The sequence below is a fragment of the Bradyrhizobium sp. WSM4874 genome (assembly GCF_055811835.1).
In genome coordinates this window covers 12496-25988 of sequence record NZ_JBVVPR010000013.1, presented here as the reverse complement: position 1 = coordinate 25988, position 13493 = coordinate 12496, and the positions used below count along the sequence as shown (strand labels likewise).

Here is a 13493-nt window from a genome sequence, read left to right as displayed (position 1 = left end):
GCACACGTGCGCCCATGAGGCTCCAATGCCAGGGATTCCAATTCCAGGGATCAAGAAGCCTTTGAGGAGAGCGCCGTGACAGTTGTCCTTCCCACGCCAGCCCAACTTCGCAGTGTCGCCGACCAGTGCGGCCTTTCGCTATCCGACGACGATGTCGCCTCGTTCCGCGGCCTGATGCAGGGCTCGATCGAAGCCTACAATCTCGTCGGCGCCATGCCGGACGAGGTGCCGGAGGTCAAATATCCGCGCACGCCGGGCTATCGGCCCTCGCCGGAAGAGAACCCGCGCAACGCCTGGTATCGCAAGTCGACCGTCAAGGGTGCGGCGAGCGGCAAGCTCAAGGGCAAGACGGTCGCTCTCAAAGACAACATCATGCTCGCCGGCGTTCCCATGATGAACGGCTCGGCGACGCTGGAAGGCTACGTCCCCGATTTCGACGCCACCATCGTCACGCGCATGCTCGATGCCGGCGCCGAGATCGCCGGCAAAGTCCATTGCGAATCCTTCTGCATGTCCGGCGGCAGCCACACCAATGCGGTCGGCGCCGTCCACAATCCGCACAAGATGGGCTATTCGGCCGGCGGCTCGTCGTCAGGCTCAGGCGTCGTCGTCGCGCTCGGCGAGGTCGACATGGCGATCGGCGGCGACCAGGGCGGTTCGATCCGCATGCCGTCCTCGTTCTGCGGCACCTACGGCATGAAGCCGACCTGGGGCCTCGTGCCCTACACCGGCATCATGCCGATCGAGGTGTTCGTCGATCACACCGGCCCGATGACGGCGACCGTCGCCGACAACGCGCTGCTGCTCGAAGTGCTCGCCGGCGACGACGGCTACGATCCCCGCATCAAGGCGCCCAAGGTCGAGGAGTACACCAAGGCGCTCGGCCAGGGCGTCAAGGGCATGAAGATCGGCATCCTCAAGGAAGGTTTTGAGCAGGCGAATGCCGAAGCCGCCGTGAACGAGAGCGTGCGGGAGGCCGCAAAGCGTTTTAGGGATCTCGGCGCCACGGTCGAGACGGTTTCGATCCCGATGCATCTCGCCGGCCCCGCGATCTGGACGCCGATCGGCACCGAGGGCATGACCCAGACCATGATGTATGGCGACGGCTATGGCCTGTCCCGCTCCGACCTCTATTCGACCACGCTGATGGACTTCCATCGCGGCTGGCGGCGGCAGGCGGATTCACTGTCCGAGACCACAAAGCTGTTCCTGCTGCTCGGCACCTACATCAACAATACTTTCGGTCCCCGTTATTACGGCAAGGCGCTCAACATCTCCCGCCGCCTGACCGCGGCCTACGACAAGGCCTTCAAAGACTACGATTTGCTGCTGCTGCCGACCACGCCGATGAAGGCGACGAAGCTGCCGGAGCCCACGGCCAGCCGCGAGGACTATGTCGCGCGTGCGCTGGAAATGATCTCCAACACCGCGCCCTTCGACATCACCCATCATCCGGCGATGTCGCTGCCCTGCGGCATGGTCGACGGCCTGCCCGTCGGTCTGATGCTGGTCGGACGCATGTTCGAGGAATCCACCATCTACCGCGCCGCACATGCCTTCGAGCAGATCGGCGACTGGAAGAAGATGTGAGCGAGGGACTCATGCAGACGGACGCACCAGAGCGTTTTCAAGCGAAGTGGATACCGGTTCGCGTCAAGAAAACGCATCAAAACAAGAACCCATCATATGGCTAACGCGTTCGTTGCGGCGTTCGAGATCCTGAGCTTTGGCGCGATCATTGTCCTGATCGTGCTGGGGCTCGGGATCATCGCCAGCATGATGGGCATCTTCAACTTCGCGCAGGGGGAGTTCGTCCTGCTCGGGGCCTACATCACTTATCTCGCCTACGCCAAGGGCCTGCCGATCTGGGCCGGCATGGTCGCCGCGCCCTTCGTCGTCGGCGCACTCGGCTTCGTGCTGGAGGCGCTGATCATCCGCCGCTTCTACGCAGCACCCATCGTCGCCATGCTCGGCACCTATGCGCTTGGCTTGATCATCCGCGAATCCGTGCGCGGCCTGATCGGCGGCTTCTATCTCACCGTGCCGGAGCCGATCGGCGGCTCGATCGACATCGGCGCCATGCACATCTCGGCCTGGCGCTTCACCATCATCGTCATCACGGCGCTGGTGATGGGTGGCTGCTATCTGCTGCTGGCGCGCACCAGCTTCGGCCTGCGCGTGCGCGCCACGCTGGAAAATCCTTCGCTGGCGCGCGCCTCCGGAATCTCCACGCCGCTGATCTATGGCGCCACCTTTGCGTTCGGTGCGGCGCTTGCCGGCCTAGCCGGCGCTCTGATCGTGCCGGTGTTCAGCCTGTTCGCCGATCTCGGCCTGCGCTTCCTGATCCAGGGCTTTGTCGCGGTCATGGTCGGCGGCGTCGGCTCCTTCATCGGGCCGGTCGCGGGCGCCGGGCTCATCGGCACGCTCAGTGCCGCGCTGCCCTGGGTAATGGCGCCCGTCGTTGCCGATGTCCTCGTTTTTGTTCTCGCCATCGTCTTCATCAAATTCCGGCCGCAGGGCCTCATCGCTGGAAAAGGGGTTTAGTCACATGTCCGATCGCACTCAGCTCTCCCGCCGCCGCTTCCTCTCGAATTTCGCCTTTGCCTCCGGCGCGGTCGCCACCGGCGTCGGCAGTTGGGTGATTCCGGCGCCCTGGGCTAATGCGGCCGAAGCCCCGATCAAGGTGGGCATCGCCACTGACCTCACCGGGCCGATCGCCTACGCCGGCAATGCCGACGCCAACGTCGCGAAGATGGTGATCAAGGAGATCAACGCCGGCGGCGGTCTGCTCGGCCGCCCGCTCGAGCTCTATATCGAGGACACCGCCTCGAACGAATCCGTCGCGGTCGGCAACGTCCGCAAGCTGATCCAGCGCGACAAGGTCGACATGGTATTGGGCGGCATCACCTCGTCGATGCGCAACGCGATCAAGGATCCGATCGTCGCGCGCGGCAAGACGCTCTACATCTATCCGCAGCTCTACGAAGGCAAGGAGTGCACGCCCTATCTGTTCTGCACTGGGCCGACGCCCGCGCAGCAGTGCGACGAGTTCATTCCCTGGCTGATCAAGAACGGCGGCAAGAAGTTCGCGCTGCCGAGCGCCAACTACGTCTGGCCGCACACGCTCAACGTCTATGCCCGCAAGGTGATCGAGGCCAACGGCGGCGAGGTCGTGTTCGAGGAATATTATCCGCTCGACCAGGTCGACTTCTCCTCGACCGTCAACCGCATCATCTCCAACAAGGTCGACGTCGTCTTCAACACCGTCATCCCGCCCGGCGTCGGCCCGTTCTTCAAGCAGCTCTATGAAGCCGGCTTCCTCAAGAACGGCGGGCGGCTGGCCTGCGTCTACTATGACGAGAACACGCTCAACATCAACCAGGCGGCCGAGATCGAGGGTCTCGCCAGCTGCCTCGATTATTTCAAGGTGCTGACCAAGGAGAACCCGTTCGACGCGAAAATCCAGGCCGCCTACGAGAAGGATTTCCCGGGCAACTTCCTGTTCGCCGCCGGCAGCGCAGCCACCGGCACCTATCGCGGCCTGAAGCTGTGGGAAGCCGCCGTCAAGGAAGCCGGCAAGATCGACCGGGAATCGGTCGCGGCTACGCTCGACCACGCCAAGATCGCCGAAGGTCCGGGCGGACCGGCCGAGATGGTGCCGGGCAAGCGGCACTGCAAGATGAAAATGTACACCGCGGTCGCCAAGGGCGGCAATTACGAGATCGTCGGACGCAGCGACGGGCTCGTCGATCCCAAGGAGTGTTAAGCTGGAATGCTGAAGTCGATGGGCGCAGCGAAACAGGCAATCCCCGCCGAGATCGGCGGGGAGGCGGTCGGCGCGATGACTGAACACGGATCAGCGAAGCAAGCCGCTCCGGGACGAAAGGTCCTGCCGATCGTGGAGGGCGTCGTGCTGGTCGCGGCGCTCCTCGCGCCGCTGGTGCTGCAGGACTACCTCACGGTGTTCGCAACGCGGGTAATCATTCTCGCGCTGTTCGCGCTGTCGTTCGACCTGGTGTGGGGCTATGCCGGCATCATGAGCTTTGGCCAGGCGCTGTTTTTCGGCTCGGCCGGCTATGGCGTGGCGCTGCTCGCGCGCGACCTCGACATCACCAACATCTTCCTGGTGCTGCCTGCGGGCACCATCATCGGCCTCACCTTCGCGCTGCTGCTCGGCGGCTTCCTGCTGCTGGGGCGGCATCCCTCCAGTGTGATCTTCGTCTCGCTGGGCACGCTGACCGGATCCTACGCCGCCGACCGGCTGGCGCGCGGCTGGTACTATCTCGGTGGCCAGAACGGCATCCCCTCGATCGCGCCGATGACGGTCGGCAGTTACGAGTTCTCGGAAGGGCCGCCGTTCTATTATCTCGTGCTTGGCCTTCTTGTTGTGGTCTACCTGCTTTGCCGTTTTCTGGTGCGCTCGCAGTTCGGGTTGGCGCTGGCCGGCCTGCGCGAGAACGAGCAGCGCATCGCCTTCTTCGGCTACAAGGCGCAGCACCTGAAGGCGATCATCTTCGCGATCGGCGGCGCGGTGGCGGGTCTTGCCGGCAGCCTTTACGCCTTCCACGAAGGTTTCGTGTGGCCCAACATGGTCGGCGTCGTGGTGTCGACGCAAGTCGTGCTCTACGTGCTGTTCGGCGGCTCCGGGACGCTGATCGGCGCCGTCATCGGTGCCGTCATCGTCGAGGGTGTCAGCTTCTGGCTCTCGGACAATTATCGTGAGGTCTGGCCGATCATTCTTGGCGTGCTGCTGTTGCTCGTGATCCTGTTCCGGCCGCTCGGCCTGATCAGCTTCGTGCTCGGCGAACGCGAGCGGGTCGGCAGCTTCGGAGCAAAGGCGAAGGAGAAGCGCGATGCCGCTCCTTGAAGCCACCGGCGTCAAGAAAATCTTCGGCAAGCTCACCGCGCTCGATGGCGCGGCGCTGACCGTCGGCGAGAACGAGTTCCACGGCCTGATCGGCCCGAACGGCTCCGGCAAGAGCACGCTGATGAAGTGCATCGCCGGCGCCGAGATGCCGACACAGGGCAAGGTCTCCTTCGTCAACACCGACATCACCGCGTTCACGCCGACCGAGCGTGCCCGCGCCGGCATGAGCCTGAAATTCCAGATCACCAGCGTGCTGCCGACGCTGACGCTGTACGACAACATCCTGCTCGCCTTGCAGGCGCAGTCCTCGCTGTTCGATCTCGTGTTCTCGCGCACGCGCGGGCTCCTGCACGATCAGGTCATGACCATGCTGACGCAGTTCCGCCTCGCTGACCGCGCTTTCGACGCGGCGGCGGCGCTGTCGCATGGCCAGCAGCAATGGCTGGAGATCGCGATGGCGCTGGCCGGCAAGCCGAAGCTTCTGCTGCTGGACGAGCCCACCGGCGGCATGAGCCTGGAGGAGCGCCGCGTCACCGGCGAATTGCTGCAGCCGATCAAAAAACATTGCTCGCTGGTCATCGTCGAGCACGATCTCGATTTCATCCGCGACATCTGCGATCGCCTCACCGTGCTCGACCAGGGCAAGGTGCTGGCATCCGGCACTGTGTCGGAGATCCAGGCCAACAAGGCCGTCCAGGAGATCTATTTGCGCCGTGCCTGAATTTTTGGACATCAAGCATCTCGACGCCGGCTATGGCCGCAGCCAGGTCCTGTTCGACGTCAACCTCGGCATTCCCTGGCGCGGCGGTGTCGCCGTGCTGGGCCGCAACGGCGCCGGCAAGACCACGCTGATGAAGACCATCGTCGGCGAGCTGCCGGCGTGGAAGGGCGAGGTCGCCTTCGATGGCCGCGACATCAGCCGCCGCGCGACCCAGGAGCGCGTACGCGCCGGCATCGGCTACGTGCCGCAGGAGCATTCGGTGTTCGCGCGCCTGTCGGTGCGCGACAATCTCGCGGTCGGCTCGCTCGCGAGCAGGAAAGCCGACGCGGTCGACCACGTGCTGACCATCTTCCCAAAGCTCGGCCAGCGCCTCGACCAGCCCGCCGGCACGCTTTCCGGCGGCGAGCGCAAGATGCTCGCCATCGGCCGCGCCATGCTGGGCGATCCCAAGCTGCTTCTGCTCGACGAGCCAACCGAAGGCGTCTGGATCGGTGTCATCGAGGAGATCACCGAGCGCCTGATCGAGCTCGCGAAAACCATCGCCGTCATCATCGTCGAGCAGCACCTCGACCTCGCGCTCCGCGTAGCCGATTACGCCTACGTGCTGGACCGCGGCCGCGTCGCACTGCAAGGCGAGGCAGGCGAAGTGAGGGGCAATCCGGAGTTGCTGCGTTATCTGGCGCCGTAGGAGAGCCCTGGCAGTTCGTCATCCCCGCGCAATGGCGAAGCCATTGTCGCTGGAGGCACTCGCGTAGCGCTGCCAGCCGGGCCGTCGCCCTTCGAGGGCGGCTGAAGAAGCGGACACCTCAGGGTGACGGCGAAGTGCTTCCGAAAAATGGATTGACGATGGACAGCCCACCGATGCTGCGGCCGTGCTGCATGTCCTCGCTATACAGCGTCTCGCAGCCAGCCTCGATCGCGGCCGCTACGATCAGAGCATCGTAGAAGGCAAGCGTATGGTCGCGCGCAAGCGCAAGCGCCGTAGCGTGCGTGTCGGCGGTGAGCGGTGTGATATCCGGAAACCGAAATCGGATGGCTTGCACCGCGGCCTCGATAACGGACCAGTCCTGTATTTGCTTCTTGCGCAGTACGTTGGTGAACTCGTTCAGCACCTGCGCACTGATGACGCCGCCGCCAGCAATTGTGGTCAGCGCGCGCTCGCGCCGGATGTCGGCCGAAAAGGCATAGACCAAGATGTTGCTGTCGAAGAACGAGCTCATCTCTCGTTCGCTTCGTCGCGGTCGAATTTGTAACCCTCGGGCAGGGGAATCCGGAACTGCTCGGCTCGCTTGAGAAATTCCGCTCGTCTGTCGACCTTCTCTACTTTGATCTGGCCTGTCGAAGCCTCTACGACGTTGAGCTCGTCACCGGGGGCGAGGTTCAAGGCCTCAACGAGTGCCTTAGGCAGACGGACTGCGAGGCTGTTACCCCATTTGGAGACCAGCATGGAATGCTCCATGATATACAGGATTATTGTATATCATGGAGAGGATATCATCGCAATTCAAGGGCTTCAGGTCCTGGAAGGCCGCTGATCATCCGGGACGGCCGTCAGCTTGGTACGAATCGGGAAGGGGCGAGAGGTTCCCGCCCGTTTACTTCACCGCCCCAAACCGGCTGTCGAACGAGTTCGACTGCACGACCGGCGCGGCTCCCATGATCTGGGTTGCTTCACCCGCGCCATCCGACACCGACGGCTTGAGCGCAGGGCGGGTTGCGGCGAGACGGGTGTCGGGCTTCGCAGGTTCGGCGGGCTTGGCAGCGACAACAGCCGGCTTCGGCGCATCCTTCGCTGCATCCTTGGACTTGTCGTGTCCCGGCACGAACCGGGTCACCGCGGCCTTCAGCCGGGACGCCGCGCTCGGCGGCGTCGTGGTCGTCGCGGCCGGGGCGACAGATGCCGTGGCTTGCGGCGAAGGCGTGGTCGCCGTGGCCTCGGCGTTGCCCATGCCCATCTTGCGGCCGAGATTCGAGAAGAAGCCGGATTTCTCAGGTGCAGCTGCGGTGGCGACGCGGGTGTTGGTGGCGGGCGCGCTGACGGCGACGACGGGTTCTTCCTGCGGCGAGGGCGCGGCTGCATCGAGATTCGGCTTCGGCGGATTGACGTGCCCAGGGATCGTGCCCGGCGCCTTCGCCATGGCCAGCATCTGCAACGTCGTGCCTTCGGCGCCCTCCGACAGGCCGGTCGAGCCTTCCGGAATCTTCGCGGCGAAGATTTTGTTCATGCCGCCGTCGATGCCGGTGTTCATGCGCGCAACGGGCGTGCCGCGCGAAACCAGCTTGCTGTACTCCGCCTGGTCGCGCGCATCCTTCTCGCGCACGGCGCTGGCGATCTCCTCGGGGATCACATAGGCCGGGCACTTTGCAGACGCGTCGAACACCGGATCGCGCTTGGCGTCGGGCGGCTTCGCTGCGTCGAAGACGTACTTCTTCTCGCAGAAATCGACCTTCGGCTCCTGCCGCGTCACCTCGAAATGATCATAGCCTTCCTTGATCATCTTCCAGAACGGCATGTTCGGATTGTTCCGGTGCTTGGCCATGTTCACCGGCGTCATCTTGAACGGATAGGCCTGCAGCTGAAACGCCTTCTGGCCGCCGAAGAAGGACTCGCGCCCGAGCGAATAGATCTCGGCGATCTGCTCGTCCGTCATCGCGTAGCAGCCGCGCGACGAACAATCGCCATGCACCATCAGCTGCGAGCCGCTGCGGCCCAAGGCCTTGTCGAACGCGTTCGGATAGCCCGTGTTGAACGACAAATAGTACGCCGATTGCGGATTCATCTGGCCCGGATTGATCGAGTAGAATCCTTCCGGCGCCTGGCGGTCGCCTTCGCGCACCTTCGGGCCGAGGTCGCCCGACCAGCGACAGATCGGATAGGTCTTGAGCAGCGCGAACTGGCCGTTGCGGGTCTGCTTCCAGACCTCGAGCTCGGCCTCCTGCTTGAACAGGCGCACCAGGATCGGCGATTGCAGATCCATGTTCTTCTCGACCATCGCGGCGAGAAGCTTTGGCGGCACCGGCTGGTTGGCCTTGGCATTGGTCGCAAGCGAAACCTGGTCGGTGTCGCAGCCGGCCAGCACAAAGCTGGCGGCAAGCGCCACCGAAACCAAAAACGCGCGAGCAAGCGAACGAGAAATCAAGATGGACCCCACACCGTCCAGGGCATCGCGCGCAAACCCCAATCTTGAAGCATGATCCGACCGGAGACCCGGACCCGTCGCGACGGGCTTTTCGCAATCACGCTCCAGCGCTTATGCCCTGAAGCCATTGATTAAAATTCTAACCTCTGGGTCATGTGGTCGCAACCCGAACGGGGATCACGAGCCCGTTGGCCCAAAGGCGTGGTCAACGAAGGCTTAAACTGGGCCGTAACTTGGGCCTCGCGGCCAAACCGGTACAGAGATCGCTGATTTGGGCAAAAAAAGGGTTAACGCGGGGTTACCGGGGCCTACGGCGCGGTTTGGCCGGCCTCAAACTCAGTGTCGTCCTGGCGAAAGCCAGGACCCATTACCCCAGGGAGGGTGACGCGGCCGACGGGCCCCAAACCCGCCCGAATCAGCCCAGTTTCCGGCCAATATCGAGGAATTTCTGCCGCCGATGCTTGCGGATGGCGTCGCCGTCGAGGCCCCGGAGCTCGTCAAAGGCCTTGGCGATGGCATCGCCTGTGGTGGCGATCATGGCGGCGGGGTCGCGATGGGCGCCGCCGACCGGCTCCTTCAGGATGCTGTCGATCACGCCGAAGCGGAGCATGTCCTGGGCGGTGATCTTCATGTTGTTGGCGGCTTCCTGCGCCTTGGACCCGTCGCGCCAGAGAATCGAGGACGCCGCCTCGGGCGAGATCACGCTGTAGATCGCGTGCTCCAGCATCAGGACCTTGTTGGCGGTGGTGATGGCGATGGCGCCGCCCGACATGCCCTCGCCGGTGATGATGGCGACGTTCGGCACTGTCAGTGCCATGCAGGCATCGGTCGAACGCGCGATCGCCTCGGCCTGGCCGCGCTCTTCTGCGCCGATGCCGGGATAGGCGCCGGCGGAATCGGCGAGCGACAGCACGGGCAGGCCGAACCGCTCCGCCATCTCCATCAGCCGTACGCATTTGCGATAGCCCTCGGGCCGCGCCATGCCGAAATTATGCTTGATGCGGCTCTCGGTGGAATCGCCCTTTTCCTGGCCCATCACGCAGATGGCCTCGCCGCGGAAACGGCCGAAGCCTGCCACCAGCGCCTCATCCTCGCCGAACTTGCGGTCGCCGGCGAGCGGGGTGAACTCGGTGATCAGGCCCTTGATGAAGTCGTTGAAATGCGGCCGCTGCGGATGTCGCGCGACCAGCGTCTTCTGCCACGGCGTTAGGTTCAGATAGAGGTCGGCCATCGCCTGCGCGGCCTTGTCCTCGATCCGCCCGACCTCCTCGGCGATGTCGCTGCCGGAGGCCGCAAGCGTCCGCAATTCGTCGAGCTTGGAATCGAGCTCGGCGACGGGCTTTTCGAAATCGAGATAGCTGCGCATCTGGTCTGGCATCAACTCAATATAGGGACGACGGGGCGAGGCGGCGAAGCGGATTCGATGTCGCGGAAAGAAATGTAGGTTCGTCAATGAGTTGGCCTGTGTGTTCGCAGGGAGCGGCGGCCAAATCATCGTGAGGCCCCGGCTCTTTCTGCGGAGATGTGGCCGAAGTCAAGGCGGTTTCGGGCTGTGGCCTGTAGCCGGGCTACCGGAGACTCATTTCTCCGCCAGCGGGTGCAGGTCGCGGACCAGGCTCTTCAGCCGCTCCTCGACCACGTGGGTGTAGATCTGAGTCGTCGAGATGTCGGTGTGGCCGAGCAGCGTCTGCACGATGCGCAAATCGGCCCCGTTGTGCAGCAGGTGGCTGGCGAAGGCGTGGCGCAGCACGTGGGGGGAGACCAGCCGGGCCTGCAGCCCCGAAGCAACCGCGAGCTCCTTCAAGTCGCGGGCAAAATGCTGCCGCGTCAGATGCCCGCTCTCGCCGAACGAGGGGAATAACCATTTCGAGGCCGCCACGCTGTTCTTCTTGTCAGTCTTGCTGTTGTCCTTGGCCGCCTCCGTCGCCGCGAGATAATCGGCCATCGCCTGGCGCGAGGCCTCGTTGAGCGGCACCAGCCGTTCCTTGTTGCCCTTGCCGCGCACCACGATCATGCGGGCGTCGCGCTTCGCGGCCGTGCGCGGCAGCGCCACCAGCTCGGAGACGCGCAGGCCGGTGGCGTAGAGCACCTCGAGCAGACAATAGAGTCTCAGGGCGCGCAGCCGTTTCGAGGGCGAGGCATCCTCCGCCTCGCTCAATTCCTTGGCGCGGCGGAGCATGCGGTCGACATCCGCGATCGACAGCACCTTCGGCAGCCCGCGGCCGCGCTTGGGGCCGGACAGGATCGCCGCGGGATCGTCGGTTCTGATGCGTTCGTTCAGGAGGAAGCGATAGAGATGCCGCATCGCCGACAGCCGCCGCGCGACGCTGGTGGATTTGAAGCCTCGCGTGTCGAGATCGGCGAGATAGTCGCGCAGCGTCTGTGTTTCCGCATCCGCAAATGCATGGCCGACGCGGCCGAGAAACTCGGAGAAGTCGGTGAGGTCGCGGCGATAGGCGTCGAGCGTATTGGGACCGGCGCCCTGTTCCGCCGCGAGCATGTCGAGGAACAGGCCGGTGAGTTTTGTGTCTGAGGGCTTGCTGGCGGAAGATCTGGCACGCATGCCCGGCAGCCTAGCTGCTATTTCTTGAGAAACTTATCCGGCGGGATCGTCACCGTCATTTCCCGCGGCTTCGGATTGACGAAGTTCGCCAGCGCGAAGACCACGCCATAGACGATGCCGGCGATCACGGCGACGACCGTCAGGAAGCGGAACAGGCTGGGCATCGGCAGGATCTCGGAGGGGTCTCGGTCAGGGGCTTGGCGAGCAAATTAACCAATGAAATCATCCAACACGTTCGCCGTTTCGTGGCAAGAGTCCTCTGGCGAGGGCCCCTGCGTGGTCGTATAGGTGGCCAAAGGATGCCGCCTTTGGCGGCAGATCGAGCGAGACCCAATCGAGCGAGACAAATGCCCGACGCCGCGTTGCCGATCCAAGCTTCGCCCGAGGCCGACATCCTGTCGGCGCTGGGGACGCGCTCGATCGTGCTCGTCGGCATGATGGGAGTGGGCAAATCCACCATCGGCCGCCGCATGGCTCTCAGGCTCAAGCTGCCCTTCATCGATGCCGACACCGAGATCGAGGCGGCGGCCGGCATGACCATACCGGAAATCTTCGAGCGCCACGGCGAGCCGCATTTCCGCGACGGCGAGGCCCGCGTGATCGCGCGTCTGCTTGACGGCGGTCCCATCGTGCTGGCGACCGGCGGCGGCGCCTTCATGCGCGAGGAGACGCGGGGCCGCATCGCGGCGAAGGCGATCTCGATCTGGCTCAAGGCCGATCATGATGTCATCATGCGCCGCGTGCGCCGGCGCGCCGACCGCCCGCTGCTCCAGACCGCCGATCCCGAAGGAACTGTGACGCGCCTGCTGACCGAGCGCGAGCCGGTCTACGGCCATGCCGACCTCACCATCGCCTCGCGCGACGTGCCGCACGACAAGATCGTCGATGAGACCATCGAAACGCTGCGCGCGCATCTTTGCGGCGAACAGGCGTCCCCGCCACCAGCCGACGTCGCGAGTGCCGCACGATGACCGCGCCCTTGAAACATTCCGATCCCGTCAACGTCGAAGTCGCGCTGGAGAATCGCGCCTATGACATCGTCATCGGCCGCGGCGTGCTGGCCTCGCTCGGCGAACGGGTCGCGCATCTGCGTCCCGGCGTGCGCACCGCGATCGTGACGGATCGCACGGTAGCGAAATACTGGCTCGAGCCCGCCGAGGCATCGCTCGCAGCCGCGGGCATTCCGACATCGCGCATCGTCGTCGAGGAAGGCGAGATCTCCAAGACCTATGCCGGTCTCGAAAAAGTCAGCGAGGCCCTGATCGCCGCGAAAATCGAGCGCAACGATCTCGTCATCGCGCTGGGCGGCGGCGTGGTCGGCGATCTCGCCGGCTTTGCGGCGGCCATCCTGCGCCGCGGTGTCGACTTCGTGCAGGTGCCGACCTCGCTGCTGGCGCAGGTCGATTCCTCCGTCGGCGGCAAGACCGGCATCAACTCGCCGCAGGGCAAGAATCTGCTCGGCGCCTTCCACCAGCCGGTGCTTGTGATTGCCGACACCGCCGTGCTCGACACGCTGTCGCCGCGGCAATTCCGCGCCGGCTACGCCGAGGTCGCCAAATACGGCGTGCTCGGCGACGAGGCCTTCTTCGCCTGGCTCGAGAAGAACCATTCCGACATCTCCAAAGGCGGTTCGGCGCGCGAGCATGCGATCGCGACCTCCTGCCGCGCCAAGGCCGGCGTGGTCTCGCGCGACGAGCGCGAGACCGGGGAGCGCGCGCTGCTCAATCTCGGCCATACGTTCGGCCATGCGCTGGAAGCCGCGACCGGTTTCTCCGACCGCTTGTTCCACGGCGAGGGCGTTTCGATCGGCATGACGCTGGCGGCGCAGTTTTCCGCGAAGCTAGGCATGATCGGCGACGCGGACGCCACGCGCGTCGAGCGCCACTTGATCGAAGCCGGCCTGCCGACGCGCTTGCAGGACATCGCGGGCTTCGCGCAGGAGGGGCTTGCCGATGCCGACGCGCTGATGGCGCTGATGGCGCAGGACAAGAAGGTCGAGCGCGGCAGGCTCACCTTCATCCTGCTGGAGGCGGTGGGGCGCGCAATCGTCGTGAAGAACGTCGAGCCGGCTCCGGTGCGCGACTTCCTCAAGGACAAGCTCGCCCAGAAGGCGTGACACGCGGCTGAACGGCGTTAAAGCGTTTTCGAGCGAAGTGGGTACCGGTTCGCGTCAAGAAAACGCGTCAAAACAAGAAACCAGAG

The 13493-nt window shown here is 64.5% G+C and carries 14 protein-coding genes; 8 read left to right on the top strand and 6 right to left on the bottom strand.

Annotation, left to right across the window (positions count from 1 at the left end; genetic code table 11):
• Positions 1-75 precede the first annotated feature (75 nt).
• The 6 genes from AC0L3P_RS15805 (at position 76) to AC0L3P_RS15780 (ending at position 6276) form a co-directional block, all read left to right on the top strand.
• Positions 76-1590 (top strand): amidase, encoded by a 1515-nt coding sequence (locus tag AC0L3P_RS15805; protein ID WP_275172719.1) that lies wholly within the window; start codon positions 76-78, stop codon positions 1588-1590.
• A gap of 96 nt (positions 1591-1686) precedes the next feature.
• Positions 1687-2544, top strand: coding sequence for a branched-chain amino acid ABC transporter permease (locus tag AC0L3P_RS15800; protein WP_275172720.1), 858 nt, complete (start codon positions 1687-1689; stop codon positions 2542-2544).
• Between the two features lie 4 nt (positions 2545-2548).
• The gene (locus AC0L3P_RS15795) at positions 2549-3766 is read left to right on the top strand and encodes a substrate-binding protein (RefSeq protein ID WP_007599205.1); all 1218 of its coding nucleotides are present in this window, start codon (positions 2549-2551) and stop codon (positions 3764-3766) included.
• A 6-nt stretch (positions 3767-3772) separates the two neighbouring features.
• Positions 3773-4867: a branched-chain amino acid ABC transporter permease gene (locus AC0L3P_RS15790; RefSeq protein ID WP_473302712.1), complete on the top strand. Its 1095-nt coding sequence runs from the start codon at positions 3773-3775 to the stop codon at positions 4865-4867.
• Entirely contained in the window at positions 4854-5588 is a 735-nt protein-coding gene (locus tag AC0L3P_RS15785) for an ABC transporter ATP-binding protein (RefSeq protein ID WP_473302710.1), read from the top strand. Before AC0L3P_RS15790 ends, AC0L3P_RS15785 begins: the two co-directional genes overlap by 14 nt.
• Positions 5581-6276, top strand: coding sequence for a branched-chain amino acid ABC transporter ATP-binding protein (locus tag AC0L3P_RS15780; protein WP_007599215.1), 696 nt, complete (start codon positions 5581-5583; stop codon positions 6274-6276). The genes AC0L3P_RS15785 and AC0L3P_RS15780 overlap by 8 nt, the downstream gene beginning before the upstream one ends.
• Before the next feature lie 118 nt (positions 6277-6394).
• On the opposite strand, the gene AC0L3P_RS15775 is transcribed toward AC0L3P_RS15780, so the two are convergent.
• The 6 genes from AC0L3P_RS15775 to AC0L3P_RS15750 form a co-directional block, all read right to left on the bottom strand.
• The gene (locus AC0L3P_RS15775) at positions 6395-6808 is read right to left on the bottom strand and encodes a PIN domain-containing protein (protein WP_473302708.1); all 414 of its coding nucleotides are present in this window, start codon (positions 6806-6808) and stop codon (positions 6395-6397) included.
• On the bottom strand, positions 6805-7035 hold the full coding sequence (locus tag AC0L3P_RS15770) for an AbrB/MazE/SpoVT family DNA-binding domain-containing protein (protein WP_354207445.1): 231 nt from the start codon (positions 7033-7035) through the stop codon (positions 6805-6807). Before AC0L3P_RS15770 ends, AC0L3P_RS15775 begins: the two co-directional genes overlap by 4 nt.
• Before the next feature lie 148 nt (positions 7036-7183).
• Entirely contained in the window at positions 7184-8728 is a 1545-nt protein-coding gene (locus tag AC0L3P_RS15765) for a L,D-transpeptidase family protein (protein ID WP_473302705.1), read from the bottom strand.
• A 415-nt stretch (positions 8729-9143) separates the two neighbouring features.
• A complete protein-coding gene (locus AC0L3P_RS15760; protein WP_473302703.1) occupies positions 9144-10106 on the bottom strand; it encodes an acetyl-CoA carboxylase carboxyltransferase subunit alpha in 963 nt (320 codons plus the stop codon).
• Positions 10107-10307: 201 nt separating this feature from the next.
• Positions 10308-11291, bottom strand: coding sequence for a site-specific tyrosine recombinase XerD (gene xerD, locus AC0L3P_RS15755; RefSeq protein WP_473302701.1), 984 nt, complete (start codon positions 11289-11291; stop codon positions 10308-10310).
• A 17-nt stretch (positions 11292-11308) separates the two neighbouring features.
• Positions 11309-11455, bottom strand: coding sequence for a hypothetical protein (locus AC0L3P_RS15750; RefSeq protein ID WP_035669499.1), 147 nt, complete (start codon positions 11453-11455; stop codon positions 11309-11311).
• 183 nt (positions 11456-11638) lie between these two features.
• On the opposite strand from AC0L3P_RS15750, the gene AC0L3P_RS15745 reads away from it, so the two are divergent.
• Together AC0L3P_RS15745 and aroB are read left to right on the top strand one after the other, a co-directional pair.
• Positions 11639-12262: a shikimate kinase gene (locus AC0L3P_RS15745; protein WP_275172729.1), complete on the top strand. Its 624-nt coding sequence runs from the start codon at positions 11639-11641 to the stop codon at positions 12260-12262.
• Positions 12259-13407, top strand: a complete 1149-nt coding sequence (aroB, locus tag AC0L3P_RS15740; protein ID WP_473302699.1) for a 3-dehydroquinate synthase — start codon at positions 12259-12261, stop codon at positions 13405-13407. The genes AC0L3P_RS15745 and aroB overlap by 4 nt, the downstream gene beginning before the upstream one ends.
• Positions 13408-13493: the final 86 nt, after the last annotated feature.

What these genes read in the sequence shown, in the direction of transcription:
- AC0L3P_RS15785 (WP_473302710.1), top strand. Translation starts at nt 4,854, where the DNA reads ATGCCGCTCCTTGAAGCCACCGGCGTCAAGAAAATCTTCGGCAAGCTC.
- aroB (WP_473302699.1), top strand. Translation starts at nt 12,259, where the DNA reads ATGACCGCGCCCTTGAAACATTCCGATCCCGTCAACGTCGAAGTCGCG.
- xerD (WP_473302701.1), bottom strand. Translation starts at nt 11,291, where the DNA reads ATGCGTGCCAGATCTTCCGCCAGCAAGCCCTCAGACACAAAACTCACC.
- AC0L3P_RS15760 (WP_473302703.1), bottom strand. Translation starts at nt 10,106, where the DNA reads ATGCCAGACCAGATGCGCAGCTATCTCGATTTCGAAAAGCCCGTCGCC.
- AC0L3P_RS15800 (WP_275172720.1), top strand. Translation starts at nt 1,687, where the DNA reads ATGGCTAACGCGTTCGTTGCGGCGTTCGAGATCCTGAGCTTTGGCGCG.
- AC0L3P_RS15745 (WP_275172729.1), top strand. Translation starts at nt 11,639, where the DNA reads ATGCCCGACGCCGCGTTGCCGATCCAAGCTTCGCCCGAGGCCGACATC.
- AC0L3P_RS15775 (WP_473302708.1), bottom strand. Translation starts at nt 6,808, where the DNA reads ATGAGCTCGTTCTTCGACAGCAACATCTTGGTCTATGCCTTTTCGGCC.
- AC0L3P_RS15770 (WP_354207445.1), bottom strand. Translation starts at nt 7,035, where the DNA reads ATGCTGGTCTCCAAATGGGGTAACAGCCTCGCAGTCCGTCTGCCTAAG.
- AC0L3P_RS15795 (WP_007599205.1), top strand. Translation starts at nt 2,549, where the DNA reads ATGTCCGATCGCACTCAGCTCTCCCGCCGCCGCTTCCTCTCGAATTTC.
- AC0L3P_RS15750 (WP_035669499.1), bottom strand. Translation starts at nt 11,455, where the DNA reads ATGCCCAGCCTGTTCCGCTTCCTGACGGTCGTCGCCGTGATCGCCGGC.
- AC0L3P_RS15790 (WP_473302712.1), top strand. Translation starts at nt 3,773, where the DNA reads ATGCTGAAGTCGATGGGCGCAGCGAAACAGGCAATCCCCGCCGAGATC.